Origin of the sequence: Leeuwenhoekiella palythoae, assembly GCF_020310025.1 — a bacterium.
Lineage (GTDB): Bacteria > Bacteroidota > Bacteroidia > Flavobacteriales > Flavobacteriaceae > Leeuwenhoekiella > Leeuwenhoekiella palythoae.
The window spans coordinates 3419658-3446379 of the sequence record NZ_CP084318.1 but is presented as its reverse complement, the minus strand read 5'-3'; the positions used below and the strand labels follow the sequence as shown (position 1 = coordinate 3446379).

General features: G+C 38.9%; 23 protein-coding genes, 1 other RNA gene and 1 pseudogene. 10 read left to right on the top strand and 15 right to left on the bottom strand.

The genetic code is table 11. The features are described 5' to 3' along the window. Positions 1-171: 171 nt before the first annotated feature. The 4 genes from LDL79_RS14720 to LDL79_RS14705 are packed head-to-tail and all read right to left on the bottom strand — an operon-like array spanning position 172 to position 3462. A complete protein-coding gene (locus tag LDL79_RS14720) occupies positions 172-708 on the bottom strand; it encodes a 1-acyl-sn-glycerol-3-phosphate acyltransferase (protein WP_225598257.1) in 537 nt (178 codons plus the stop codon). Beyond that, positions 708-1460 carry a 3-deoxy-manno-octulosonate cytidylyltransferase gene (kdsB, locus tag LDL79_RS14715; RefSeq protein ID WP_225598256.1) on the bottom strand — a complete coding sequence of 251 codons (753 nt, stop codon included), beginning with the start codon at positions 1458-1460 and terminating at the stop codon, positions 708-710. The genes LDL79_RS14720 and kdsB overlap by 1 nt, the downstream gene beginning before the upstream one ends. Further along, positions 1457-2023 (bottom strand): DUF4126 domain-containing protein, encoded by a 567-nt coding sequence (locus LDL79_RS14710; protein WP_225598255.1) that lies wholly within the window; start codon positions 2021-2023, stop codon positions 1457-1459. Before LDL79_RS14710 ends, kdsB begins: the two co-directional genes overlap by 4 nt. A 5-nt stretch (positions 2024-2028) precedes the next feature. Continuing rightward, the gene (locus tag LDL79_RS14705) at positions 2029-3462 is read right to left on the bottom strand and encodes an ATP-dependent DNA helicase (protein WP_167597274.1); all 1434 of its coding nucleotides are present in this window, start codon (positions 3460-3462) and stop codon (positions 2029-2031) included. Between the two features lie 116 nt (positions 3463-3578). On the opposite strand from LDL79_RS14705, the gene LDL79_RS14700 reads away from it, so the two are divergent. From LDL79_RS14700 to rsmD, 3 genes are read left to right on the top strand one after another with little or no spacing between them, the layout of a single operon-like run. Then, positions 3579-4232, top strand: coding sequence for a hypothetical protein (locus LDL79_RS14700; RefSeq protein WP_072979304.1), 654 nt, complete (start codon positions 3579-3581; stop codon positions 4230-4232). Continuing rightward, entirely contained in the window at positions 4219-5019 is an 801-nt protein-coding gene (locus LDL79_RS14695; protein WP_225598254.1) for a DUF3822 family protein, read from the top strand. The genes LDL79_RS14700 and LDL79_RS14695 overlap by 14 nt, the downstream gene beginning before the upstream one ends. After that, positions 5016-5558, top strand: coding sequence for a 16S rRNA (guanine(966)-N(2))-methyltransferase RsmD (gene rsmD, locus LDL79_RS14690; protein ID WP_225598253.1), 543 nt, complete (start codon positions 5016-5018; stop codon positions 5556-5558). Before LDL79_RS14695 ends, rsmD begins: the two co-directional genes overlap by 4 nt. 424 nt (positions 5559-5982) lie before the next feature. Here the strand turns inward: rsmD and rnpB are convergent. Continuing rightward, positions 5983-6300: RNase P RNA component class A (gene rnpB, locus LDL79_RS14685), an RNA gene on the bottom strand. A gap of 184 nt (positions 6301-6484) precedes the next feature. On the opposite strand from rnpB, the pseudogene LDL79_RS14680 reads away from it, so the two are divergent. Both LDL79_RS14680 and miaE read left to right on the top strand, forming a co-directional pair. Beyond that, positions 6485-8244, top strand: a pseudogene (locus LDL79_RS14680) (DNA polymerase III subunit gamma/tau). Beyond that, positions 8244-8825, top strand: a complete 582-nt coding sequence (gene miaE, locus LDL79_RS14675; RefSeq protein ID WP_167597279.1) for a MiaE family protein — start codon at positions 8244-8246, stop codon at positions 8823-8825. The pseudogene LDL79_RS14680 and the gene miaE overlap by 1 nt, the downstream one beginning before the upstream one ends. Before the next feature lie 86 nt (positions 8826-8911). On the opposite strand, the gene LDL79_RS14670 is transcribed toward miaE, so the two are convergent. From LDL79_RS14670 to LDL79_RS14625, 10 genes are all read right to left on the bottom strand, one after another. Next, positions 8912-9499, bottom strand: coding sequence for a porin family protein (locus tag LDL79_RS14670; RefSeq protein WP_072979312.1), 588 nt, complete (start codon positions 9497-9499; stop codon positions 8912-8914). A 71-nt stretch (positions 9500-9570) separates the two neighbouring features. Further along, a complete protein-coding gene (locus LDL79_RS14665; RefSeq protein ID WP_072979314.1) occupies positions 9571-10470 on the bottom strand; it encodes a Ppx/GppA phosphatase family protein in 900 nt (299 codons plus the stop codon). A 3-nt stretch (positions 10471-10473) separates the two neighbouring features. Continuing rightward, complete coding sequence (ppk1, locus tag LDL79_RS14660) at positions 10474-12540, bottom strand: polyphosphate kinase 1 (RefSeq protein ID WP_225598252.1); 2067 nt, start codon at positions 12538-12540, stop codon at positions 10474-10476. Between the two features lie 18 nt (positions 12541-12558). Further along, positions 12559-13044 carry a SixA phosphatase family protein gene (locus LDL79_RS14655; RefSeq protein WP_225598251.1) on the bottom strand — a complete coding sequence of 162 codons (486 nt, stop codon included), beginning with the start codon at positions 13042-13044 and terminating at the stop codon, positions 12559-12561. Positions 13045-13053: 9 nt separating this feature from the next. Beyond that, positions 13054-13698 (bottom strand): pyridoxamine 5'-phosphate oxidase, encoded by a 645-nt coding sequence (gene pdxH / locus LDL79_RS14650; protein ID WP_225598250.1) that lies wholly within the window; start codon positions 13696-13698, stop codon positions 13054-13056. 107 nt (positions 13699-13805) lie between these two features. Continuing rightward, positions 13806-14726, bottom strand: coding sequence for a ribonuclease Z (locus LDL79_RS14645; RefSeq protein WP_167597282.1), 921 nt, complete (start codon positions 14724-14726; stop codon positions 13806-13808). Between the two features lie 62 nt (positions 14727-14788). Next, positions 14789-15124 carry a ribonuclease Z gene (locus LDL79_RS14640; protein ID WP_225598249.1) on the bottom strand — a complete coding sequence of 112 codons (336 nt, stop codon included), beginning with the start codon at positions 15122-15124 and terminating at the stop codon, positions 14789-14791. After that, complete coding sequence (locus LDL79_RS14635; protein ID WP_225598248.1) at positions 15121-16053, bottom strand: aspartate carbamoyltransferase catalytic subunit; 933 nt, start codon at positions 16051-16053, stop codon at positions 15121-15123. The genes LDL79_RS14640 and LDL79_RS14635 overlap by 4 nt, the downstream gene beginning before the upstream one ends. 15 nt (positions 16054-16068) lie before the next feature. Continuing rightward, positions 16069-16608 (bottom strand): bifunctional pyr operon transcriptional regulator/uracil phosphoribosyltransferase PyrR, encoded by a 540-nt coding sequence (gene pyrR, locus LDL79_RS14630; RefSeq protein WP_225598247.1) that lies wholly within the window; start codon positions 16606-16608, stop codon positions 16069-16071. A 221-nt stretch (positions 16609-16829) separates the two neighbouring features. Next, a complete protein-coding gene (locus LDL79_RS14625; RefSeq protein WP_225598246.1) occupies positions 16830-17627 on the bottom strand; it encodes a DUF4294 domain-containing protein in 798 nt (265 codons plus the stop codon). A gap of 1 nt (position 17628) precedes the next feature. Here LDL79_RS14625 and LDL79_RS14620 point away from each other — a divergent pair, with 1 nt between their 5' ends. From LDL79_RS14620 to LDL79_RS14600, 5 genes are all read left to right on the top strand, one after another. Next, on the top strand, positions 17629-18717 hold the full coding sequence (locus LDL79_RS14620) for a M42 family metallopeptidase (RefSeq protein ID WP_225599983.1): 1089 nt from the start codon (positions 17629-17631) through the stop codon (positions 18715-18717). A gap of 191 nt (positions 18718-18908) precedes the next feature. After that, entirely contained in the window at positions 18909-19985 is a 1077-nt protein-coding gene (locus LDL79_RS14615) for a DNA topoisomerase IB (protein WP_225598245.1), read from the top strand. Between the two features lie 117 nt (positions 19986-20102). Further along, the gene (gene uvrA, locus LDL79_RS14610; RefSeq protein ID WP_225598244.1) at positions 20103-22934 is read left to right on the top strand and encodes an excinuclease ABC subunit UvrA; all 2832 of its coding nucleotides are present in this window, start codon (positions 20103-20105) and stop codon (positions 22932-22934) included. A 32-nt stretch (positions 22935-22966) separates the two neighbouring features. After that, on the top strand, positions 22967-23656 hold the full coding sequence (locus LDL79_RS14605) for an LOG family protein (protein WP_225598243.1): 690 nt from the start codon (positions 22967-22969) through the stop codon (positions 23654-23656). Between the two features lie 114 nt (positions 23657-23770). Continuing rightward, the gene (locus LDL79_RS14600) at positions 23771-26602 is read left to right on the top strand and encodes a gluzincin family metallopeptidase (RefSeq protein ID WP_225598242.1); all 2832 of its coding nucleotides are present in this window, start codon (positions 23771-23773) and stop codon (positions 26600-26602) included. Positions 26603-26722 lie beyond the last annotated feature (120 nt).

Below are 26722 nucleotides of genomic sequence, written 5' to 3'. Positions count from 1 at the left end.
TAGTTCTTAAAGATTTATCAACGCTATTAACAAAAAATCATATTCAATTAATAATCAAAACTTTACGACTTACTATCTATGAAGAATTAACGAAGGTTTAGCAGGGCTTTAGCACAAATTAAGAAGCCACACTTTTGCCAAAAATTGCCAAAAACTTTAAAATCGTCTTAATTAACTGCGCTCAGGAAACTTGCCTTCTACGTTTTTGAAGAATAATTGGAGTTGGCGCAAATCTCGCTCGCAATCTCCGGTAGGATAAAATGGTCGCCCGATGCGATGTTCCTTCTTACCAAAATCCATCGTAATAGGAAGAATAGGCACTTGAGCTTTTAAAGCGATATAGTAAAATCCCGTTTTCCAATGATCGACTTTCTTACGCGTACCTTCAGGCGAAAGAGCAAGTCTAAATGTATCGTGATCATCAAACATTCGAGCTATACGATCTACTTTATTTTCGCTTTTAAAGCGATCTAAAGGAATTCCGCCAACTTTTCTGAAGTACCAGCCAAAAGGCCACTTGAACAATTCTTTTTTACCTAAAAAATTAATTTGAACATTGATGACTCTTCTGAACAAAAGTCCCAAATAGAAGTCGTGCCAACTCGTGTGTGGAGCGGCAATGACAACCATTTTTTTAACCTCAGAGGGAAATGTTCCGTTGATTTTCCAACCTAAGGCCGTGTAGATAAAAAGTGCGAGTTTTCGCATTATGGTTGCTGCTTTTCTAGGATTGTGCGCGCTTCTTCTAAATCCTGAGGTGTATCAATACCAATAGCCGGTGAGTGTGACAACACCATTTTTATGCGTTTACCATATTCTAAATAACGTATAGCTTCAATTTTTTCTGAAGCTTCAAGCATACGCATCGGCAACTTTGCAAAGTCGAGCACAGCTTGCTTTCTAAAAGCATAAATACCTTTATGCTTAAAATACGTTACATCAACGTCCCTATCTCGACGAAAAGGTATTGCTGCACGCGAAAAATACAGTGCAAAATCAGCTTGATCAACAATCACTTTTACATTGTTAGGGTTTTCAATATCCTCAATTTTAGTAATTGGAGTCATCAAAGAAGCTAAGTCAATTTGCGCTGCATCTTCCTCATAAAACACTTGCAACACATTGCGCATATCTTCAACATTGGTAAATGGCTCGTCTCCTTGTACATTCACTACAATATCAATATCTAGATCAGCAACTGCCTCGGCAATACGATCGCTCCCGCAGCTGTGTTCTTTGACGCTCATAATTGCTTGCCCCCCGGCACTTACTATTGTATCGTAAATGACCGAGCTGTCAGTTACTACATAAACCGTATCAAAAAGCTTTGTGTTTACGGCCGCTTCATAGGTGCGCAGAATTACCGGTTTTCCGCCGAGATCCTTCATTAATTTCCCCGGAAATCTAGATGCTTCATAGCGCGCAGGGATCATCGCAATAGTCTTTAATCGTTGAGTCATTGTAGCGAATTCTTTTTTAGCTTTCGTTTGTGATACCATTTATAGATACGGTAACCTAACAGAAGTACCAAAACGCCTGCAAGAATAGGAATAAAAATGGCAACTATTGAAAATATCGTGGATACTATAGCCTCTAAGGTTGCAAAAACCGGATTAGCAATTCCTAGTGTAGTTGCACTTGAAGTCGCTCTAAGTGCTGCGGTTGACCCTGCTATAAGCCCGGCAGTTCCTCCACCCCCAATAATTGCCAGCGACCAGGAAACCCACGGACCGTAATCTCCTAAACTTACAAAAAACAAAATAGTGCCTGCAACCGCTGCAAGTGGAACAGCAATGGTATCAAGTACGTTATCAAACCACGGAATGTAATATGCTAGAATTTCAAAAACCGAAGCCACACCGAGCAGAACCAAAGTCTGCCAGTTGCCCAACCACTCCCAAGTACTCAACTGGATCACATCAAAATAAGCCGCCGTACTTAGCGCTAGCAGCGGTAAAAATATTCTAAAGCCCGAAGCAGCCGCCAAGCCAATTCCTAAACAAATACTTATAGCAAGTTCCACATCGCTTAATTTTCGATAAACATATCGTCTTTAAAACCTATAAGATACAGCTTTTTGCGCGCACGTGTAACGGCGGTATACAGCCAACGCAGATAATCTTTATCCATTCCGTTAGGAAGATATGGCTGTTCTACCATAATCGTTTCCCACTGACCACCCTGTGATTTATGACATGTAATCGCATAGGAGAATTTGACCTGAAGAGCGTTAAAAAACTTATTGTTCTTAACCTTCATAAACTTCTTGTACTTTGAAGTCTCATCGGCATAATCTTTCATCACTTCTTGATATAACGTATTGCCTTCTTCATAGGATAAAGAAGGTGTTTCTGAAGTTAGGGTGTCAAGTAGTAAAACAGTTTCAAAAGGAGCCAAGTTAGGATAATCTGTCATTTGAATTTTTACTTCCGCAAAGCGGAAACCGTACAACTCCTTTATACTGAAAATCTCAAGAATTTCTATGATATCTCCGTTGGCGATAAATCCGGCTTCACTTTTAGTATCTAACCAAAAATAATTATTCTTCACCACCATAAAATAATCTCCGGCACTCACTTCTTCTTCTTTAAAAAGTATGCGAGAGCGAATTTGCTGGTTATAAAGATTTGCGCGCTTGTTTGAGCGTACAATTATAGCCGTCCCCTCATTGCCGTATTCTCTGTAAGAATCGCCTAAGGCATCCATAATTTCGTGGCCATCTATAAGCCGTATCACATCATCTTGACCGCTTAGATCAAATTTAAAATCTTCGTAGAGTTCGTCATTTAAGAACTCTCTGATCCTAGTCGCATTTTTAAGAATTCCACTCGTTTCGGCTTGTCGCATAACTTCATCGAGTTCTATGCTTTTTACCGTTTTATCAAACTGCATTTGAAGATTGCGCGCATCAAGTGCCGGGCTTAAATCCATTTTCACCGGTGGAAGCTGTGCTTGATCTCCTATTAGAAGTAATTTGCATTTATGACCACTATATACATATGACATCAAATCGTCAAGCAGCGAGCCGTTTTCAAATAATTTAGATTCTGCTGCATTATCAGAGATCATTGAAGCTTCATCAACAATAAAAATTGTATTGCGATGCTTATTGCGTTGTAACGTAAAAGAGACTCCGCCTCCCCGCTCCTTTTTAGGATAATATATTTTTCTATGAATAGTATGCGCGGGTTTGTCACTGTAGTTAGAAATGACTTTCGCCGCCCTTCCTGTAGGTGCTAACTGCACCGATGACATTTTAATTTTCCACAAGTTTTTAACAATGGTACCAATCACGGTAGTTTTTCCGGTACCGGCAAAGCCTTTTAAAACATAAATAGAATTGTTTTTAGGCTCGAAAATAAAGTCGCTAAGTTGTTGTAATAGAATATCTTGTTTCTGGGTTGGCGTAAAAGGAAAATCTTTAAGTAAAAGCTTATAAAATGCGTGCTGATCCAGCTCCATAAATAATTATTGAAAGTGTAAAGATACTAATGAATTTAAGGGGATATTCTTTAACGATTAAAAAAAAATTGTAGATTTGCTTATAACCTTAATTAAAATCTAAAACCACACATCGAATGAAAATAGTAATTCAGTTAGTACTTTGGGTTGTTATCGGAGTATTAGGATATTTACTTTTTAACGCTGTTTACGGCGAAGTAAAATTTAATGACCTTAAAGTTGTACGTTATCAAAAAGCCGTTAACAAACTAAAGGAAATTCAAAAATCTCAAATGGCTTACAAACAGATAACCGGAAAGTTTGCAGAAGATTTTGATCAATTAATTGCATTTATTGATACAGCCGAATTTGTACTTACTGAACGCCGTGATACTTTAGTATTAGATGAAGAAGCGACACGTCGTTACCGAGTTGATACTAATAAGGAGATTACTATTATTGATACTTTAGGATTTCGTTCTGTTAAAGATTCTCTTTTTCAAGGGACTGATCGTTACAAAACTATGATGAATGTTCCTGCTCCAGTAGCTGATGCTAAATTTGAAATGGAAGCCGGGACTATTTTAAAGAGTGATGTGCCAATCCCGGTATTTGAAGCAAAAGTTTCTAAAGATATTTTGTTGGCTGATCAACCTAAAGATTATGTTGCTAAAGAAAAGCAAGTGGTTTCTGTTGAAGGAGTAAATGGAGCTTATCTTACTGTAGGTTCTATGACTGAAGTTAAAACAGCCGGTAACTGGCCTAAGAGTTACGGAGATGCAGAGGACTAAAAATCTGGAAAATCCAGAAAATCTTATAGTATCCATCCAGGTTAGCCTGGATGGATTTTCTTTTTATATCAAAAATCAAGAGCATCAATGTGTTGAAGCGAAAAGCATTGCATTTGCGCGATCACTTTCTCCTGAGAAAGCCTTAATTGAAATTAAAAAGATCATTGAGGCAACTCCTAACCTTCAACAGAATTTTGAAGAAGTAGTTGTGGTTTACGTCAACGAACTTTTTACAGTAGTTCCACAGGCGCTTTTTGACGAAAAACATCTCACCGATTATTTAAAATTCAATACTAAGATTTTAAAAACCGATTTTATCGTTTACGACGAGCTCGAAGCCTTAGAATTGGTAAACATCTACGTGCCTTACGCAAATATTAATAATTTCTTTTTTGATCATTTTGGAACGTTTACTTACTTCCACAGTCAGTCAATACTACTAAACAACACTCTAGCATTAGCATCAACACAAACTGCCGAAGTTTTTGTTCACGTTAGACCGAATACACTTTCGGTTATTGCCTATCAAGAGAAAAAATTATTATTGAGCAATCAGTTTAACTTTGATACACCTCAGGATTTTGTTTATTATATTTTGTTCTGTTACGAGCAACTTCAATTAAATCCTGAAATTCACCCATTGGTCTTAAGCGGAGCTATTACTAAAGAGGATGCCAACTATGAGTACATCTACCAATATGTGAGAGAAGTTCGTCTTGTTCCTCCTGAGACTACTACTCCCGAAGAACTTAAAAACACGATTCTAAATTACCCATTGAGCTTATGAGAATAATCAGCGGAAGTTATAAAGGCAGACGTATCCTTGCTCCAAAAAAATTACCAGTTAGGCCTACAACTGATATGGCCAAAGAATCGCTGTTTAATATTCTACGCAATAGATATACTTTTAGTACAGTTTCGGTACTTGATTTATTTTCCGGCACCGGAAATATAAGCTACGAATTTGCATCCAGAGGTAGTGAAAATATCACAGCAGTTGATGCCAACGCTTCTTGTGCACGGTTTATTCAGCAAACCTCAGACGACTTAGAGATGCAGATCAATATCATAAAATCTGATGTTTACAGCTATCTGGCAAGAGGTGCTGCAAACTATGATATCATATTTGCAGATCCACCTTATGACTTTGATACCTCTGAATTTTTAAAGATCGTTGACCTAGTTTTAGAAAACGAGCTACTTGCTGATGATGGCACCTTAATCATAGAGCATAGCAAGCATACAGATTTACAAGACCATTCTAATTGTTTTGAGACGCGCAAGTATGGGGGTAGTGTTTTCAGTTTTTTCAATAAAAATTCATAATACACTGATTTTTAGTATTTTTACTAAAAATCAATCCCAACTTGAAACCTCTTAAAATCATAAAACTCAACTTTTGTGTTTTAAGATTTTACGATCATTTTGTCATTTCAGAGATACATGATGGCGTAAATCTCACGCAGGAACACATAGCACAAGCTCACGAAATTATCACTGATTTTTTTGGGCCTGATACCTATTACGGCTATATATCGTTACGCATTAATGATTACAGTGTGAATCCTACAGATTATTTATCCTGCCCGTTCTATGATTATATTGCAGGAATGGCTGTGGTAAGCAATAGAGCGATAAAGCGAGAAGCTGCTCAATTTGAAAAAGCCTTTTTTAAAAAACCTCTTGAAGTTTTTTTCACTTTAGAAGAAGCAATAGATTGGATTAAAAGGCTACCAAAGACCGATCTAAATAAAAAAGCAGACCTATAAGCCGGGTTCTGTAATTACAAAAATGTAATCCCTTATCATTTATCTAGACAAACAATTACTTGTTTGCTCAATCTGTCTACCCTCCGGCATCGCACGGGACGCACTTCATTGCCGGTATACATGACATTGCACCACATAGAGTTTACCTGATTTCACTACAGCATGATCTGTACATTCTTTCTGTTGCACTGGTCCTAATACTCTAGAAACCTAAAGTATTGACGGCTGTTAGCCGCTATGTTTCCCTATGGTGTCCGGACTTTCCTCTCGTTTGCACGAGCGATAAGGCGGTCTGCTTGCCGCAAAAGTACGTTTTTAAACTTAGCCATTCAGCGTGTTGGTAATCTTATTAAATTGAAAAATTGTTGATAACATCATAGCAAAAATCAGCGCTATTGGGTGCCTATTGATACAGCTCTTTTTATATTTGTTTCCGTAAGAAATTATAGCGATTTCTATCTTAATCATCACCAGATTTCTGCATTGGAACAGTTTATAGTATCAGCCCGAAAATACAGACCTGCCACGTTTAAAGACGTTGTAGGCCAGCAGGCCATTACCAATACTTTAGAGAATGCCATTGCAAATAACCATCTGGCTCAAGCCCTACTTTTTACCGGTCCGCGTGGTGTAGGTAAAACTACCTGTGCGCGTATACTTGCAAAAAAGATCAATCAAGAAGCCGATGAAGTTGTAGATGAGAATGAAGATTATGCATTTAATATTTTTGAATTGGATGCCGCTTCAAACAACTCTGTTGATGATATTAGAAACCTCATAGATCAAGTGCGTATTGCACCGCAAGTAGGCAATTATAAAGTTTATATCATTGATGAGGTACACATGTTATCTTCGGCAGCTTTTAATGCCTTTTTAAAAACGCTGGAAGAACCACCGAAACACGCTATTTTCATTCTTGCAACCACTGAAAAACATAAAATATTACCAACTATTCTATCTCGCTGTCAAATTTTTGACTTCAAAAGAATTACGGTAAAAGACATACGCGAGCACCTTGTTGATATCGCTAAGCAAGAAGGTATAACCGCTGATGAAGAAGCACTTCACATCATTGCACAAAAGGCAGACGGTGCTTTGCGTGATGCCTTATCAACTTTTGATCGGGTGGTGAGTTTTTCTGGAGAAAATCTTACACGAGCTGCCGTAACCGAAAACTTAAATGTTCTCGATTACGACACCTATTTTGAAACTACCGATCTCATTTTAGAAAATAATATCCCGCAACTACTGCTTAGTTTTAATGATATTTTAGCTCGTGGATTTGACGGCCACCACTACATCGCAGGTCTAGCATCGCATTATCGCGATCTTATGGTTTGTAAACAACCCGCGACCATTGCTCTTTTAGAAGTAGGTGATCAGACTAAAAAGAAATACCACGAGCAAGCGCAAAAAACAAGCTTCAACTTTTTAATGCAAGCCTTAGAGCTCGCCAATGAATGCGATCTAAAGTACAGAACTAGTCGCAATCCTCGCCTGTTAGTTGAACTGTGCTTGATGCAAATGGCCTCTATCACTTTTGATGGAGAAAAAAAAAAGCCCGTAATTTCATAATTCCGGCTTCGTATTTCAAAAGTCAGCCTGAACAAGCACCTAAAAATGTATCAGTAGAATCGAAACCGGTTTCTGCTCCTGTTCAAAATAAAGAGCAGACAGCGGAAAAAACAGTAGAGCCTGTTAAGCAGCCTATACCAAGTCAAGCGGCTGAACCTGAAACCGCTCAAGAACAACCACGCGTAAAGCCCAATTTAACCAATCAAAGTCAGCGCGTTTCAGGACTTTCTCTAAAAGGTTTACGCCGCAAAAAAGAAATTCTTGAGCGACAAACTGAAAAAGAAGTTGATGTAAGCAAACTGCCGCGAGAGGCTTTCACCGAAATCGCAATGCAAGCCGCCTGGAAAGAATATGTGGCAAAACTTCAGAAAAAGGGTGAAAAAATTCTGGCTTCAAATCTAGAAACTGATACACCAACGTTAAAGGGAACCGCCATTCAAATTGAGTTCCCTAACGATACCATGCGGGTAGAATTAGAACGCGCGCAACACGGACTTTTAGAATTTTTAAAGCGTAAGTTGCAAAATTACGACATCACCATTGATATCACGGTCAATGAGGCTGCAGAGCGTAAATATGCGTATACGACCCGTGAGAAATATGAAAAACTAAAGGATAAAAATCCTGATCTCGACTTACTACGTAAAACTTTTGATCTTGATATCTAATGCTAGGACTTAAATTACCCACAGACCCAAGATGGGTCAATATTGTTGAAATGAATATTGATGATATTCTTACCGATCACGCTTTTTGCGAGCAAAAAGCAACCTCAACGGCGATATCTTTAATTGTTTCTTTTCCTGAATATACTGAGCTCGTGCAAGAAATGATTGCTCTAGTAAAAGAAGAAATCAGCCATTTTAAGCTCGTTCACGATAAAATAATTGCCAGAGGAAAGACTTTAGGTCAGGATCGAAAGGATGCTTACGTAAATAAATTGCTCAAGTTTTTTCCGAAGGGAGGCAGTAGAACGACACAATTGGTACACCGTCTTTTATATGCGGCGCTTATAGAAGCCCGAAGCTGTGAACGTTTTAGATTGCTATCACAGGAGCTTGAAGATGAAGAGTTACGCACATTTTATCACAACCTAATGGTAAGTGAAGCCAATCATTATACTATGTTTTTAGGCTTTGCCCGTAAATATGGTGATGAAAAAGAAGTCAATAAGAAATGGCAGGATCTTCTAGATTTTGAAGCCGAAATAATGAAAGACCTTAGTAAAGAGGGTACTATTCACGGGTAAACTAGCTTCGGCTCAATATACCTATTGAAGGATACCTGCAAAAAAATAGCCGGCTAGTTGCCGGCTATTTTTTTATCTAAGCTTTTTTAAAGTCGATAGGAGGCCATTAAAGCGAAGTATTGATTTTTTCCTTCGATGCCTGAATAGCGCTCTTCGATTACATTTCTAAATCCTACAGAATAGCGCGCTTCAATAGATAGAAAATCAAATACCTGAACACCAATTCCTCCAATTCCTGAATAATCGAAATTTTTATAAACCTCATGATTGTCAGAATTCCATACAGCAACGCCTACTTGCGGTCCTAAATGAATATTAAATTTCCCAAAATTCTTTTTGAACAGTAAAGGCAACTGAAGGTAATCAAGTTCAGCACGCTCATCAAAAGGACGCATAGGCAAACCGTCTTCTCCATTACCAAAATTATATTCAGGGCCTGTATTAGGCTTTATACCTTGGCCGGAGTATAAAAATTCCGGTTGAAATTGAAATGCATTTCCCAGCGGGATTTCAGCAAAAACACCAGCTGCAAAACCATAGCGACTACTAGAGTCATCAAAGGCATCTCCACTCAAAGTAGAAACATTCATACCTATTTTAGCTCCGTAGCGTACTCCTTGCGCAAAAGAATTAAATGCTGCCAAAAGAAATATTCCGAGTAAAAATTTCTTCATAATTATATTTTTAAATTTGTTGAAGTTCAGTAAAATAGCATAACAATATTACTACTATTTTTAATTGCAACCTAAACCGGCAGCTTTTTATCGTTGTAAAGCGATTTAATGATACCATCAGACAAGCCTATCTTAGGAACGTGAATATTCTTAGCTCTACTCCATTTCATTGCAGAAAGATAAATACGTGTCGCCGGGATGATCACATCGGCACGATCCAGATTTAAACCAAGTTCTGTAACCCGTTCCTCATAAGTATAAGATTGTAAAAATTCGTAGAACGTGACCATATAAAAATACGTTAAGGGTTTGCCGTCCTTTTTACCGCTGAGTTTAAAAATCTTATTGATATTTCCACCAGAACCTATGAGTTCAATTTTGGTATGTCCGGCAGTGACTTCCTTAATCCAGTTTTCAACTTCGGTCCACGTGTTATGTCCTACTAAACCTTCTAGTAGTCGTACAGTTCCTAGTTTAAATGATCTGGAAGCAACTACCTCTCCTGCGCTATACAATGTAAATTCGGTACTACCGCCACCTACATCAACGTATAAATAAGAGCGGTCAGAAGCTATGAGGGACTTCAAATCAGTATTAGCAATAATCGCTGCCTCGTCGCTTCCATCAATTATAGTGATCTGAACACCTGTTTTTTTCTTTATCGTCTTCACGACCTCGCTTCCGTTTGTGGCTTCGCGCATTGCTGAAGTCGCACAAGCTTTATAGTCTACTACTTTATGCGCCTTCATTAAAAGCTTAAACGCTTCCATAGTATCAATCATGCGCTCAATATTTTCTTCGGAAATTTTCTTTTCCTTAAAAACATCAGCTCCCAACCGAATAGGCACACGCACTAAAGAACTTTTTCTAAAAATAGGATCGCGATCTTCTACCTCTATAACATTTGCTACCAGCAAGCGCACGGCATTAGAGCCGATGTCTATCGCACCGTATTTCTTTAGTTGAATCATAGTTTAAGTAAGTTTATTCAAATAGTAATCGTAAGTCGCAAACTGCGAGCGCAACGGAGCCTCATCATTTTTGCGATACGCATTGTCCTGTTTTGCGGTAATCTCTCTAGCTTTCACATTATCATTCCAGCAGATCGTATATGTATCTATAATTTCCTGCTTGATATCCTCATCATAAATTGGGCAGGTTACTTCTACCCTATTATCAAGATTTCGCGTCATCCAGTCTGACGACGAAATAAACACCTTCTCCTCGCCTTCTTCGCCAAAAATCATTACCCTAGGATGCTCTAGAAATTTATCTACGATGCTTATCAATTTTATATTCTCACTCATTCCTTCAACTCCCGGGATCAAACAACATACACCACGAATAATCATATCTATTTTTACCCCAGCATTACTAGCAGCGTACAGCTTATCTATAATAGCATAATTAGACATACTGTTAAGCTTCAGTCTAATGTATCCTTTACCTCCACTTTTAACTTTTTTGATCTCGTTATCGATCAACTTATAAAATGTATTACGCGCATAATGCGGTGAGATCACTAAATGCTGATACGTATTTACGATATAATTGGTATCAAAGAAATTAAAGAGTTTACTCAGGTCTTTAAGTATTTGTTTATTTGCGGTAAATAGCGTGTAATCTGTATAAATGCGTGCGGTCATACCGTTGAAGTTTCCGGTACTTATAAACCCATAACGTTTAAGTCGTGAACCTTCTAAGCGCTCTATAACACACACTTTACTGTGCACTTTGAGCCCGGGAACACCAAAAATAAGCTTTACTCCTTCATCCTGCATTTTATTGGCGTAACGCATATTACTCTCCTCATCAAAACGGGCGCGCAATTCAATTTGCACGGTTACTTCTTTTCCATTTTTAGCTGCATTGATCAAAGCGCTGGCCACGTGGCTCAATTTGGCCAAACGATAAATGGTAATTTTTATAGTTTTTACTTTAGGATCTAGGGCGGCCTCGCGTAGAAACTTGATCACATAAGCAAAAGTGTGGTACGGCGTGTATTGCAAAAAGTCTTTTTCTGCGACTTTTTTAAACATACTATCGTTTAAACTGATCCCTTTAATGGGTAGCGGCTTTTGCTTAGCATAAAGCAAATCTGTGCGACCAAGACTAGGAAAATCCATATAATCCTTTCGGTTGTGATAGCGGCCACCGGGAATGATACTGTCTGTATTTTCAATCCCTAATTTATTCAATAGAAAAGCTAAAGTATCGTCGCCGATAGTCTGATCATGTACAAAGCGCACCGGCTCTGCATCTTCACGCCCTTTTACACTTTTAGATAACTTTTCAATAAAACTTTTTCCCAGATCAGATTCAAGATCAAGCTCAGCATCACGCGTGATCTTAATCATATGTGCCGAAATCTCATCGTACTCAAATATGCTGAAAACCGATTCTAAATTATACCGAATCAAATCATCAAGGATCATAATATAATCGTTGCCATCAACCTGTGGAAGCACTACAAAACGATCGAGCTCGCTAGGAATTTCTACCAAAGCATAAATAGGCTTTTTACTGCCCTTTTTCTTCATGGTGATCGTCAGATACGCTTCAAGATCCTGAATACGCGGAAGCTCCAGATCATCGCTTAAAACAATGGTAACCAAAGCCGGACTTACTTTTTCGGTAAAAAAGGATTTAATGTACTCGCTATGCTCAGGAAAATGAACCTCATTTTCTTTGATCACGTAAATTCCCTCTTCTTTTAAACGCTGAAGAATGTCATCAATAATATTTAAACTTTCTTCCTGCTGTTGAATAACAATGCGCGTAATTTTTTCAAGAAGTTCATCTGCTGCATAAACGCCTAAAGCCTTACGGCCTTTTTTACCCGCTTCAACAATACGTTTTACCGTGGCATAACGCACTTTAAAAAACTCATCTAGATTATTAGAGAAAATCCCTACAAATCTTAAACGCTCAATCAACGGAACCGTTTCATCAGCAGCCTCTTGCAAGACTCTGGCATTAAATTGCAGCCAACTGATTTCTCTATTAATATAACGCGTTTCATCTGCTTCTAAAGTGGCCATATTTATTCGGTTATCCATTTATTTAATTTGCTTCGGTTTGATGTATAGCTTGGTTTCACCAAGATCTATTTCACTCCAGTGCTTTACATTAAAGGTGATTTCTGTAAATGCTGCAGTGGCTACATTATCTATTGGTTTATTTCCGTATTGATTTACCCAATAAGTCAGTGCATTATTGTGTCCAAATACCATCAAACGGTCAATCTCATCATCACAAGATCGTATAAAACTATCTAGACTCGTCCCATTAAAATCATACAATTGGTGCGAAAGTTCTAACCGCTCTTCCGGGATTCCTAGTTCTTTCAAATACAATAAAGCTGTGGTTTTTGCACGAACAGCATCACTGCTCACTATGCGCTGTGGTAATGTAATTTTTTCACGAATATAGGCTCCCATTTTGGGAGCGTCTGAAAGGCCACGCTCGTTTAAGGGGCGTTCGTGATCATCAAGATCAAACTCCCACGATGACTTGGCGTGACGTACTAGATATAATGTTTTCATACTGTAAATTTAAGGGGCGAGGCGTTCTAATTTCCAGTGAACACCGCCCGGAGTATAGCGCAACCTGTCGTGTAGACGGTTGGGTCTGCCTTGCCAAAATTCAAATTCGGTAGGCACTACGAGATACCCACCCCAATGTGGCGGTTTAGGTATTTCTTTTGCGGCATATTTTTTTTCTAGGTCTGCGAGACGCTGCTCTAAAAATTCGCGATCAGGAATCACCTCACTTTGCGGAGACGTCCAGGCACCTAACTGACTTCCTGCAGGTCTGCTATGAAAATAAGCTGTAGAAGTCCCTTCTGAAACTTTTTCGGCACGACCTTTAATTATAACTTGTCGTTCCATTTGGGGCCAGAAAAATGAAATACAGAGATTGGGATTTTGAGCGATCGCCTGGCCTTTTTCACTTTCATAATTAGTGTAAAAAACAAAGCCATTTTCATCGTAGCTTTTTAATAAAACCACACGACTTTTAGGAAAACCATCAAGACCAATTGTAGACACAGTCATCGCGTTTACTTCGCTTTCTCCCGCTACGGCTTCGGTCTCTTGAAACCACTTTTTAAACTGCTCAAACGGATTGCTTTCGCTTTGCGAAATCGTTAATTCACTTTTTTCGTAAGACTTTCTATAATCGCTTAAATCTTCTGCCATTTTCTTATTTTGAAGCAAGGTACATCAATGTGCTATAAAGGTAAAAAGCACAAACGTATCTTTTACCAAAATTTAAAATTAAATAAGAAAAGAAATCAAATAAGAGCCTAGACCGGCAGTTCGTCAAAATCAAAAACTTTACCATCATCAGCGGTAAGCACATTCTCAAAAACAGCTTTAGCCTCATTCGCAAACAAGGTCAGATCAGGATAGCGGGTACTGTAATGTCCTAAGATTAAATAGTGAGCATTTGCGCCTTTTGCCATAAGACCTGCTTCACGTGCGGTAGAATGTCCGGTGGGATTCGCCAACTTGGCGTGAGCTTCTAAAAAAGTAGACTCGTGATACAAAAAGGTCACATTTTTTAACTGCGGAAGGTTGTCTGGCTTATAAATCGTATCACTACAAAACGCGTAACTGCGCGGTGGATCAGGATCAAAAGTAAGCTCCTTGTTCGGTATAACTGTACCGTCATCGAGTATCGCATCTCCCCCGGCTTTGATCTTTCGGTAATACACCACATCGATCTCGTGTTGTAAACAGGCATTCATATTGAGTTTACGCTCACCCGGTTTTTCTTTAAATAAAAATCCGTTAGCGTAAATGCGATGCTTTAACGGAATGGTTTCTACGGAAACTTTTTCGTCCTCAAAAATGAGCTGCGGCTCTTTGCTTTCTAACTCGTGAAAATATAGCGGATAATTGGTCCAGGAATTAGAAAGTTTCAACTGAAGCGTTATCGCTTGTTTGATTCCTTTAGGACCATACACGTGCAGTTCTTTTTCTCTATTGAGCAATCTAAACGTAGAAATAAGTCCAACTAATCCGAAGAAATGATCCCCGTGCAAATGCGAGATAAAGATGTGCTTAATCTTAGAAAACTTAACCTTATTACGGCGTAATTCTACTTGGGTGCCCTCACCACAATCAATTAAAAACAGATGGTTTTTAATTTGCAATACTTGTGAAGTAGGATTAGTAAAACTACGAGGTGTTGCTGCGTAACAGCCTAAAATGGTAAGCTTCATTAATAAGGAACGATTAATATGCGTAAGTTACTGCATAAAAATCTATTTAAAGAATGTAGTACTTAAAACCCTAGATCACGCTGTATTTCTTCAAGATCGATCACATCTTTAGCCTCATCCAGTGTAGGCACCACCATAAGTTCTTCAGGCACGTGATCAATATGCACTGCCTTGTTTACCAGAACAAAAGACTTTTGCGCGGCGCGCTGTGCATTAGAAAGCGGTAAAAAGTACAAAAGCTCTTCTAAAGTAAGGGTTTCATATTTTAAAAGGTCGATTACCAAGTTCTTTTCGGCGTGTGCTTTGGGGACAATAAAATCAAGAAAAGAAGCAAAACTTTTTACTCCGTTTTCCTCATCGGCAAGAATGGTATAAGTATCTTTTTCGGTTATGATCATTGCTGTTTGATTTTTGAAGCCAGCAAATATATCACTGCCATTCTAATTGCGACACCATTTTCGACCTGATTTAATATAATAGATTGGCCGCTGTCTGCCACATCACTTGTAATCTCTACTCCGCGATTAATAGGCCCAGGGTGCATCACGACAATCTCTTTATTCAGCGAATCAAGCAATTCTTTATCCAAACCGTATTGTTGCGTATACTCCCGAGTAGATGGAAAATAGCTGATATCCATACGCTCATTTTGAACGCGAAGCATATTTGCGACATCACACCATTCTAATGCTTTTCTTAAATTGAGTTCAACCTCAACCCCTAGTGATTCAATATATTTTGGCATCAAAGTTTTTGGTCCACAAACTTTAACTTCAGCTCCTAAATGCTTTAGCGCGTATATATTAGAAAGCGCCACGCGACTGTGGAGAATATCTCCTACGATCACGACTTTCTTTCCGGCGACTTCTCCCAGCTTTTTGGTAATAGAATAACTGTCAAGTAAGGCTTGCGTAGGATGCTCGTGCGCACCATCGCCTGCATTTACAATGCTCGCTTTAATATTTTTAGAAAGAAAAACTCCCGCTCCCGGATTAGGATGACGCATCACCACCATATCTACTTTCATAGATAAGATGTTGTTTACCGTGTCTATTAATGTTTCTCCTTTTTTAACCGAAGAAGCACCTGCCGAAAAATTGATAACATCTGCGCTCAACCGTTTTTCTGCAAGTTCAAATGAAAGTTTAGTACGTGTAGAATTCTCAAAGAAAAGATTAGCAATGGTAATATCTCGTAACGAAGGAACTTTCTTAATTGGCCTATTGATTACTTCTTTAAAATGATCTGCCGTTTCAAAAATGAGGTCAATATCTGCTTTTGTGATATACTTGATCCCCAATAAGTGGTTTACACTTAACTCGCTCATTCTGTTACTTTATAATTACTTATTTACAAGATATACAACATCTTCTCCCCCGTTCTCGACCCATTTTACCAAAACCTTTTCTTCATTGATCGCATCTACCTGACGCCCACGATAATTAGGCTGAATGGGCAAGTGCCTGCTGAAACGACGATCAATTAAAGTGAAAAGCTCAACGTTTTTTGGCCGGCCAAAACTCTGTACTGCCGTTAACGCAGCATTAATGCTACGGCCGGTGTACAGCACATCATCAATAAAAACGACGTTTTTGTCTTCGACTACAAAATTGATCTTGGTTTTATTAGCTTCCAGCGGTTTATCACTGCGTCTAAAGTCATCTCTAAAAAAAGTGATATCTAAATAGCCCAGTTTAATTTCAGGGATATGATAATCGGTTTCCAGAAGTTTTTTAATGCGCTCTGCGACGTAAATTCCGCGGGGTTGAATCCCTATAAGAACGGTATCTTTAAAATCTTTATGATTTTCTATAAGTTGACAAGCCAGTCGATTTAAAATGATGTTTATTTCTTTTGCATTAAGCAAGACTTTCTGGCTCATAATGGGAGAACTACTATTTTGGGAAACAAAGGTATTTATTTTTTTTGAACGAGGCTTTTCAACCTGCTGCCAAATACAAACAATTTAGTCTTTCTTTTTTCCAAACCAATTGAAGCCGAACGGTATCGCAAAAAACAGGAAAAAGTATTTCCCGGTGACTAAGCCTATAAGTGTAATTAAAGCGGCAATGATGTAAATCCAGTTAGTTTTTGAGATTTTCACTACTTGATCCCTTTTGATGGTTTCCGCCATTTATTTTCTAACTCTAAAAAGTTGACATCAATCGCAGGATCTTGCGGTTCTAAAACCTTAGCTTGAAAAGAACGCTGCAAAATATCTTCGATTAAATAATCTTCTTGCACATCGGCAGGGTCGTAAATTTCTTTTAGCGAAATATCAAAAAAGCTTGCGGTAGTATTCAGTAAAAAAGCCTTTAAACCGCTTCGGTAATTTTTGATAAGGTCAAAAGTTGTTTGACCGGTTTGACGATACATCAGCTTTACAAGAATTTGACCTTCGGTACGGGTGAGTTTCTTGAGCTCTTCTTTAAACTCATCTTCTACATACCGCTGAATGATCTTCGTATAACGCTTGCGATCCCGTTTTGTTTTCATAGAATCCAGACGCTCGTTGAGTTCTACAAGTCGCTCACCTGCCAGTTTTGCATAAGGCCAGACTTTTCTTGTTTTCCGTCTCAAAATGAGATACCTACGTCTAGCAGTATTGTCATCAAACTTGAGCCTTCCTAAAACCACAACATCATCAAGAAAAATAGCTGATCGCGCAATACTATCGCCATCTACCAGGTAATACTCGGTAGCGGTAGTATCAGGTTCTTGCTCTGTAGTTTCAGTAGTTTGAGCCAAGAGGTTTCCACAAAAAAACAGAAAAAATATGTAGCTGTAATTCTTCAAATTCTTTTTTAAATGATGTTGTGCTAAAACTGTTCCAAAAGTACATAATCGCCAAGATTGCTTTATGCTTTTGGCATGAATATTCTTACTTTCGTACAAAATCATAATTATGTCAAAAAGCATTTTAAATAAGAAATCACTCGACTTTTTAGAGTCATACCTCAATAATGCCGCACCTACCGGTTATGAGTGGGAAGGGCAAAAAATCTGGATGGACTACCTAAAACCCTATGTAGACACGTTCATAACTGATAACTACGGAACCGCGGTAGGAGTCATCAACCCTGATGCTAAATACAAAGTGGTTATTGAAGGCCATGCTGACGAAATCTCGTGGTATGTAAATTACATCACAGATGACGGTCTTATTTACGTAATACGTAACGGTGGAAGCGATCATCAAATTGCCCCTTCTAAATTGGTAAACATTCACACCAAAAAAGGTATTGTTAAGGGAGTTTTTGGCTGGCCAGCGATTCATACGCGTGATAAAAGCAACGAGAAAGCTCCAAGTTTAGATAATATTTTTATCGATACCGGTTGTAAAACAAAAGAAGAAGTAGAAAAACTTGGTGTGCACGTAGGTTGCGTGATCACGTATCCGGATACGTTTACCGTTCTTAACGAAAACAAGTTTGTATGTCGCGCTCTTGATAACAGAATGGGCGGATTTATGATTGCTGAAGTGGCGCGTCTACTTAAAGAGAACAAGAATAAATTAGATTTTGGATTGTACATAGTGAACTCGGTTCAAGAAGAGATCGGACTTCGCGGCGCGGAAATGATCACACATACGATTCAACCAAATGTTGCGATTGTGACCGATGTAACGCATGACACCACTACCCCAATGATCGAAAAGAAAACCAATGGTCACGCGGCAATAGGCGACGGACCGGTAATTTCTTATGCTCCTGCAATTCAGCAAAAACTAAGAGATCTGATCATTGATACTGCCGAAGAAAAGAACATTCCTTTTCAGCGTGCTGCGAGCAGCCGCGCTACCGGGACTGACACCGATGCATTCGCTTACAGCAACGGCGGCGTACCTTCGGCATTGATCAGTTTACCGTTACGCTATATGCATACTACTGTAGAAATGGTGCATCGTGATGATGTAGAGAATGTGATCAAAATGATTTACGAGAGTGTATTAAAAATAAAAGACGGTCAGAGCTTTAGTTATTTTGACTAAATTTAAGTGCTTTACTAGCCATCATAAGGAATGTCCGGATTGACCAAAAGTCACCGGACATTTTTTTTATCCCTTTTCTACTGAAGCTTTCATTTTTTCTGAAAGTACTTTCACAAATAATTAGAAATCTGCGATCTAATATTATTATTTCGTTAGCAAGCTTACGCTCAAATTGGGATTAAATTTGAGTTATGACCATTACTGAAGAAAAACTCGAGAATATTCTATCTAGCCCGGAAGAAGCTGCGCGCATTGCCGACCTTATTTATGTTACTGATGAACACCTTACCATTTGTCGCAAAAAGCACGGTAAAGGATTTACTTATTGTAAAAATGATAAGACGATAAAATCAAAGCAACTGCTTAAGCGCATAAAAGAATTAGTCATTCCGCCGGCTTGGCAAGATGTGTTGATCGCTGAGCCCGCTAATGGTCATTTACAAGCTGTAGGTCGCGATGAAAAAGATCGCAAAGTTTATCTCTATCACGAAACGTGGAATAAACTCAGAAATGAAACCAAATTTTTAAAACTCGCTGCATTTGCTAATGTATTACCGGAGATACGTAAACAGGTAGATCAAGATCTTGATGCTCCACAGATGACCAAACGCAAGGTTTTAGCCTTGGTAGTTCGGTTAATGGAAGAGACACATATACGTGTGGGCAATGATTGCTATGCCAAGCGGAATAAAACCTATGGGCTATCTACATTGCGCACCCGCCACGTAAAAACTACAGAAAGTGATATTCGGTTTCAATTTGTTGGAAAAAAAGGTAAAGAGCACGACATTGCCATTACCGATGAAAAACTCATTGATCTGGTCAACCAATGTGAAGAAATTCCAGGTTGGGAACTCTTTCAATTCTATGATTCAGACGGTAGCAAAGATCATGTAGACAGTACAATGATCAATGAATACATTCACGAATTAAGTGGCGATCTGTTTTCAGCAAAAGACTTTAGAACCTGGGCAGCGACTAAAATATTTTTTGAATGCTTACGTGATCTTGGCTATATTGCAGAAGAAAAGCAGAACGCTAAAAATTTACTTACCGCGTATGACGCTGCTGCTGATGGACTGGGTAATACACGCACGGTGTGTCGCAATTACTACGTACATCCCGTAATTCCGGAAGCCTATGCAGACGGATCTATCGTACCTTATTTTGAAAAAGTAGACCGCATAAAGCCTAAATCTGGCTTATACCTCTCCCGCACAGAAACGGTTATCCAAGAAATGCTGGCTAACTACGAGGTCAATATTTAAATACTCATAAGAGTTACTCTGAAGCTTGCTAAATAACACTTGCTTAATGTTTAGCAAACCTAGACTTGCTTCTATTTTTCACCCAATTACAGTACCTTTGCACACTTGAAAAAGAAAATGGCAGAATCACAAGAATACATTGAAGTTTATGGCGCGAGAGCCCATAACCTTAAAAATATAGACGTTCAAATACCCCGAGAAAAACTGGTTGTAATTACCGGTCTTTCCGGTAGTGGGAAATCCTCTCTTGCATTTGACACCATTTACGCGGAAGGTCAGCGTAGATACATCGAAACGTTTTCGGCATATGCCAGACAATTTTTAGGTGGTTTAGAGCGTCCTGATGTAGATAAAATACAAGGGCTTTCACCGGTGATCGCAATCGAGCAGAAAACCACGAGTAAAAGTCCGCGGTCTACCGTAGGAACCATTACCGAAATTTATGACTTCTTACGCCTGTTGTATGCGCGTGCTAGTGATGCGTATAGCTACGAAACCGGCGAAAAAATGGTAAGCTACAGCGACGAGCAGATCAAAGATCTTATCAAAACAGAATACGCCGGAAAACGGGTAAACGTATTGGCTCCTGTTATCAGAAGTCGTAAAGGGCACTACCGCGAATTATTTGAACAAATCGCTAAACAAGGCTTTGTCAAAGTGCGTGTAGATGGCGAAGTACGCGACATTGAAAAAGGTATGAAGATCGACCGCTACAAAACGCACGATATAGAGATTGTGATTGATCGGTTGAAAATTGAAGAAGGTCAGGACATCGATAAGCGCATTCTGGAAACCATCAATACAGCGATGTATCACGGCGAAGATGTGATGATGATTCTGGACCACGATACGAACGAAGCACGCTATTTCAGTAGAAGCTTAATGTGTCCTACTTCCGGGGTTTCTTATCCTAATCCTGAACCTAATAATTTTTCGTTTAACTCACCTAAAGGCGCCTGTCCTAAATGTAACGGTATTGGTGAGTTACGCGTCGTTAACGAGGATAAAATCATCCCGGATCCTAAATTATCGATTAAAAATGGCGGACTAGCTCCTCACGGAAATCAAAAAAGTAATTGGATTTTTAAGCAACTAGAGATCATTGCGCAGCGCTTTGACTTTAAATTAACAGACCCTATTAAAGATATTCCTAAAGAAGCATTGACCATGATTCTTTATGGAGGAAAGGAAAAGTTCACTGTTGACTCCAAAACACTAGGTGTTAGCCGAAATTATAAAATTGATTTTGAAGGGGTTGCAAATTTTATTGAGAGCACCTACAACAATAATGATTCTGCTTCCTTAAAGCGCTGGGCTAAAGAATATATGGAAAAGGTGGTTTGCCCGGAATGTGAAGGATCACGTCTGCGTAAAGAATCATTATACTTCCGCGTACGCGAAAAAAACATCGCCGAGCTTGCGCAAATGGATGTGCTGGAACTTGCAGCTTGGTTCAAGGATTTACCAGACAATTTGAGCGACAAACAAACCGCGATCGCCACTGAAATTTTAAAGGAAATCAATGCGAGACTACAGTTTCTGGTAGATGTAGGTCTGACCTATCTCTCCTTAAATCGAAGTTCAAAATCGCTTTCTGGTGGTGAGGCGCAGCGTATTCGCCTTGCGACACAAATAGGTTCGCAACTGGTGGGTGTACTCTATATTCTTGATGAGCCGAGTATAGGTTTGCATCAGCGAGACAATGAAAAACTCATCAATTCGCTAGAATCCCTTCGCGATTTAGGTAACTCAGTTTTGGTTGTAGAGCACGATAAAGATATGATCGAGCGTGCCGATTATGTTATTGATATAGGTCCGTTTGCCGGAAAGCACGGTGGGGAGATCATCAGCGAGGGAACGCCAAAACAGCTTGTAAAGCAGCATACACTTACCGCTCAGTATCTCAATGGAGAAAAAGAAATCGCTGTTCCGGCAGAACGCCGCAAGGGCAATGGTAAAAAAATCGTTTTAAAAGGAGCTAAAGGCAACAACCTAAAAAAGGTAAATGTTGAGTTTCCATTAGGCAAAATGATCGTAGTTACCGGGGTTTCTGGAAGTGGAAAATCTACGTTGATCAACGAGACCCTCTACCCTATTATGAATGCGCATTATTTTAACGGTGTTAAAAAACCTGCACCGTATAAGAGCATCAAAGGTCTAGATGAATGCGATAAAGTTATTGACATCAATCAGTCGCCCATTGGCCGCACACCGCGCTCCAATCCCGCAACGTATACCGGAGTTTTTGGTGAAATTCGCAGTTTGTTTGCACAAATCCCAGAAGCTCAAATTCGTGGTTATAAGCCGGGGCGATTTAGTTTTAACGTGGCTGGCGGACGCTGTGAAACCTGTAAAGGCGGTGGTTTACGCGTGATAGAAATGAACTTTCTACCCGATGTTTATGTTGAATGTGAAACTTGCCAAGGGAAACGCTTCAATAGAGAAACGCTAGAAATTAGATATAAAGGAAAAAGCATCGCCGATGTTCTTGAGATGACCATTGATGAGGCGGTTCCATTTTTTGAGCATATTCCTAAAATTTACCGAAAGCTCAAAACCATTCAAGATGTAGGATTGGGGTATATTTCGTTAGGACAACAATCTACTACGCTTTCGGGTGGTGAGGCCCAGCGTATAAAATTGGCTACAGAGCTTTCTAAACGCGACACCGGAAATACTTTCTACATTCTTGATGAACCTACAACCGGTTTGCATTTTGAAGATGTACGTATCTTGATGGATGTGCTTAACAGACTTACCGACAAAGGAAATACCATGTTGATCATTGAGCATAATCTCGATGTGATCAAGATGGCAGATCACATCATAGACATTGGGTATGAGGGCGGTAGAAATGGCGGCCAACTTGTTGCAAAAGGGACTCCTGAAGAAGTGGCAAAAGATAAAAAGAGCTTTACCGCCAAGTTTCTTCGAAATGAATTAAATTAGGCTCTTGCCAAAATTTTACAAAACAAAATATTATGAGAACTGAACAAAAACCTAAGGGTTGGAATGAGATAAAAACAAACGACTCTTGGGCTATTTTTAAGATCATGGGCGAATTTGTAAGCGGTTTTGAAAAGCTTAGCAGAATTGGTCCTTGTGTTTCTATTTTTGGTAGCGCACGTACTAAACCAGATCAAAAATATTATAAGCTTTCTGTGGCTATCGCAGAAAAAATCGTTGAAAACGGCTACGGTGTGATCACCGGTGGTGGCCCCGGAATTATGGAAGCCGGTAACAAAGGTGCGCACCTTGCCGGCGGTACTTCGGTAGGTTTAAATATTGATTTGCCGTTTGAGCAACACGACAACCCATATATTGACGGTGATAAAAGCATCGACTTTGATTATTTCTTTGTTCGTAAGGTAATGTTTGTGAAGTATTCGCAAGGCTTTGTAGTGCTTCCTGGAGGGTTTGGGACCTTAGACGAACTTTTTGAATCGATCACGCTTATTCAAACCCATAAAATTGATAAGTTCCCCATCATTCTTGTAGGTACTGAATATTGGCAAGGACTTTTTGATTGGATTAAAAATACATTGCTAGACAAATTCAATACAATCAGCCCGGGAGATATTGAGCTCTTGCATCTTGTAGATACCGAAGATGAAGTACTTGAGGTGCTAAACAACTTCTACAATGAATATGAGTTGAGTCCTAATTTCTAAATAGAAAAACCATAGCGCTACTATTTGCGTTGGTATAGTAATTGATTCATTCTAAAGAAAAACTGCCCGCGTGCTCATCTCAACTTTTTTACGCCTACATATTCAATCGAGCTTATGAAGACGTTGCTTCAAGCGCTTCTTCTCTATTTTGGCCTGTTTCCTTTTACAAGCGAAGCACAGAATCGTATTGAGATCACGGCACGCTTGGTAGAAGAAGAAAAGTCTCTTTTTATTCAGCAGGATATCTATTTTAAGAATACTTCAAAGGATACGCTAACGGAACTTTTCTTCAATGACTGGGCACATAGTTTTTCATCAAAACAATCTAAACTCGGTAGGCGATTTGCTGAGAATTACGACCGAAGGTTTCATCTTGCGAGTGATGATGCGCGGGGCGCTTCAAAGATCAACTCTATAATTGGTGAAAGCTTCAGAAACCTATCATTTTCGAGGCTTGAAGACGCTGAGGACGTCATTCAAGTAACATTGATAAATTCTCTAGCTCCGGGTGAAACTACGCAGCTAAAACTCAATTACAATATACGTATTCCTGATGCCAAGTTTACCGGTTATGGGGCGCTAGATAACGGAGATTTTAATCTGAAATACTGGTTTATTGCACCAGCGGTTTACGATGGGACTTGGCATTATTACAGCAATAAAAATCTGGATGACCTTTATATGGCGCCCACAGATTTCTCGATCCAATTTTCGTTTAAAAAGAATTATCGCTTTATCAATGAACTTGAGCAAACCAATGCAACTGTAAGTGCTCAAAATAATTACAAGACCGTTTATTTAGAAGGCAATTCCAGAAATAACACTACAATTTATTTACGGCAGATTTCTGAATTTCAGATCACGGAAACTGATGATCTAACGGTGGTTACCAATATCACAGACGATAAGGTTATTGCCGAAAGAGAAGCTTTGATCATTGACAAAATCAGTCATTTTCTTGTTGCCGAATTGGGCGAATATCCTTTTAAGCAATTGGTTATTTCAAATATAGATTATGCTGAAAATCCGGTATATGGTTTAAACCAGCTGCCTGACTTTTTGAGTCCGTTTCCTGAAGATTTTAAGTACGAACTTAAAATTCTAAAAACAGCTATAGATAATTTTATAGATCGCACCTTATTTATCAATCCTCGAGATGACCGTTGGATCGCCGATGGAATAAAAATGTACACCATGATGAAATACATGGATCATTTTTATCCCAAATTAAAAGTGGTAGGTACGTTGAACCGATATTGGCTGGCGCGGCAATTTCACCTTTCAGATCTTGAATTTAATCAGCAGTACAACTTGCTGTATATGCATATGGCGCGTATGAATCTAGATCAGCCGCTGACCACGCCTAGCGATTCGCTGATAAAATTCAATAAAAACATCGCAAACTCGTATAAAGCTGCTGCAGGTATGAACTACCTCTCTGAATATTTAGGCGTTACTCCGGTTGAACAAAGCATTGACCAATTCTACTTAGAAAATAAATTAAAGCTCACCTCTTCAACAGCGTTTGAACAAATTCTCAGAGCTAATACTTCAAAAGATCTCGATTGGTTCTTTAATGATTATGTGAATTCACGTAAGATTATAGATTATAAATTCAACGAAGTCAAAAGAGAAGGCGATAGCATTAAAATTGAACTGAAGAATAAGACCAAAAGTCAGATGCCTATTCCCGTTTATGGGATGAATAAAGATAAGATCGTCTCAAAAACTTGGGTTGACGGTTTTGAGAAAGAGCAACACATTAGTATTGCCGGTGATAGTATTGATCGCGTCGTTATCAATGCTGAAGGTTTTGTACCAGAATACAACAGACGCAATAACTATAAGAAAATCAATCCGTTTCTTGGGGTGAATAAACCGTTTCAGTTTAAGTTATTACAGGATCTTGAAGATCCTTCTAAAAATCAGGTGTTTTTTATGCCGGTTGTAGAATACAACTTTTACGACGGCTTAAAACTGGGCGCAAAAATGTATAATAAAACGTTGCTTTCTAAAGCGTTTAATTACCGCATAGAACCGCAATACGGATTAAAATCAAACAAGTTGACCGGTAGCGCCGGCTTTACCTATACGCAAAACGTAAATGAAGGTAATCTATACGCGATACGCTACGGTATTTCGGGCTCACTTTCTTCTTATGCGCCAGATGCTTTGTACAAGTCTTACAGTCCTTTTATAACATTTGGCTTTAGAACAGACGATTTTAGATCAGACAAAAGACAGTTTCTCACGGTAAGCAATATCAATGTTTATAGAGATGAGTCTGATGTGATCACCAATGACGATCCTAATTATAGTGTTTTTAATGTACGCTACACCAATAGTGATCCGGGAGTGATCAACGCGTTTACATATGATACAGATTTTCAGCTGTCGCAGAAGTTCAGCAAGTTTGCGCTTACCGCTAAATACCGTAAAGTATTTTTAAATAACAGGCAGTTTGATTTACGCTTTTTCGGTGGAATCTTTTTATACAATGATACGCGTTCTCAGGGGGATTATTTCAGTTTTGCACTAGACCGCCCTACCGATTATTTGTTCAGATACAATTATTACGGAAGGTCTGAAAACTCAGGAATTTTTAGTCAGCAATTAATTTTAGCCGAAGGTGGATTCAAGTCAAAACTCGACACCCCTTTTGGTAATGAGTGGCTAACTACCGTAAACACCAGCACCACACTTTGGAATTTCATTCACGGATATGCAGATATAGGTCTGGTGAAAAATCAAGGGAGTTCTGCACGTTTCTTATACGATAGCGGTATACGTACGATATTGGTTGAAGACTACTTTGAACTCTTTTTTCCAGTGTACTCTTCTAATGGATGGGAAATTGGTCAGCCCAATTATGATCAAAAAATTCGTTTTATCGTTACCCTAGACCTGCGCACCATGTTGAGCTTATTTACTAGAAAGTGGTACTAGACTAAACACCCCGACGAAGCTCCTTCCATTTAAAAATTATTAGCAGAATAGATTATTTACACCTTGTTTTTAATAAAAATTCAATCAAAACGATTTTTATTAAAAATTTATCATTTTTTA

Excerpts from the sequence above, each read along its gene's own strand:
- LDL79_RS14720 (WP_225598257.1), bottom strand. The coding sequence starts at position 708 with ATGCGAAAACTCGCACTTTTTATCTACACGGCCTTAGGTTGGAAAATC.
- kdsB (WP_225598256.1), bottom strand. The coding sequence starts at position 1,460 with ATGACTCAACGATTAAAGACTATTGCGATGATCCCTGCGCGCTATGAA.
- LDL79_RS14705 (WP_167597274.1), bottom strand. The coding sequence starts at position 3,462 with ATGGAGCTGGATCAGCACGCATTTTATAAGCTTTTACTTAAAGATTTT.
- LDL79_RS14700 (WP_072979304.1), top strand. The coding sequence starts at position 3,579 with ATGAAAATAGTAATTCAGTTAGTACTTTGGGTTGTTATCGGAGTATTA.
- LDL79_RS14695 (WP_225598254.1), top strand. The coding sequence starts at position 4,219 with ATGCAGAGGACTAAAAATCTGGAAAATCCAGAAAATCTTATAGTATCC.
- rsmD (WP_225598253.1), top strand. The coding sequence starts at position 5,016 with ATGAGAATAATCAGCGGAAGTTATAAAGGCAGACGTATCCTTGCTCCA.
- miaE (WP_167597279.1), top strand. The coding sequence starts at position 8,244 with ATGCTAGGACTTAAATTACCCACAGACCCAAGATGGGTCAATATTGTT.
- LDL79_RS14670 (WP_072979312.1), bottom strand. The coding sequence starts at position 9,499 with ATGAAGAAATTTTTACTCGGAATATTTCTTTTGGCAGCATTTAATTCT.
- LDL79_RS14665 (WP_072979314.1), bottom strand. The coding sequence starts at position 10,470 with ATGATTCAACTAAAGAAATACGGTGCGATAGACATCGGCTCTAATGCC.
- ppk1 (WP_225598252.1), bottom strand. The coding sequence starts at position 12,540 with ATGGCCACTTTAGAAGCAGATGAAACGCGTTATATTAATAGAGAAATC.
- LDL79_RS14655 (WP_225598251.1), bottom strand. The coding sequence starts at position 13,044 with ATGAAAACATTATATCTAGTACGTCACGCCAAGTCATCGTGGGAGTTT.
- pdxH (WP_225598250.1), bottom strand. The coding sequence starts at position 13,698 with ATGGCAGAAGATTTAAGCGATTATAGAAAGTCTTACGAAAAAAGTGAA.
- LDL79_RS14645 (WP_167597282.1), bottom strand. The coding sequence starts at position 14,726 with ATGAAGCTTACCATTTTAGGCTGTTACGCAGCAACACCTCGTAGTTTT.
- LDL79_RS14640 (WP_225598249.1), bottom strand. The coding sequence starts at position 15,124 with ATGATCATAACCGAAAAAGATACTTATACCATTCTTGCCGATGAGGAA.
- LDL79_RS14635 (WP_225598248.1), bottom strand. The coding sequence starts at position 16,053 with ATGAGCGAGTTAAGTGTAAACCACTTATTGGGGATCAAGTATATCACA.
- pyrR (WP_225598247.1), bottom strand. The coding sequence starts at position 16,608 with ATGAGCCAGAAAGTCTTGCTTAATGCAAAAGAAATAAACATCATTTTA.
- LDL79_RS14625 (WP_225598246.1), bottom strand. The coding sequence starts at position 17,627 with ATGATTTTGTACGAAAGTAAGAATATTCATGCCAAAAGCATAAAGCAA.
- LDL79_RS14615 (WP_225598245.1), top strand. The coding sequence starts at position 18,909 with ATGACCATTACTGAAGAAAAACTCGAGAATATTCTATCTAGCCCGGAA.
- uvrA (WP_225598244.1), top strand. The coding sequence starts at position 20,103 with ATGGCAGAATCACAAGAATACATTGAAGTTTATGGCGCGAGAGCCCAT.
- LDL79_RS14605 (WP_225598243.1), top strand. The coding sequence starts at position 22,967 with ATGAGAACTGAACAAAAACCTAAGGGTTGGAATGAGATAAAAACAAAC.
- LDL79_RS14600 (WP_225598242.1), top strand. The coding sequence starts at position 23,771 with ATGAAGACGTTGCTTCAAGCGCTTCTTCTCTATTTTGGCCTGTTTCCT.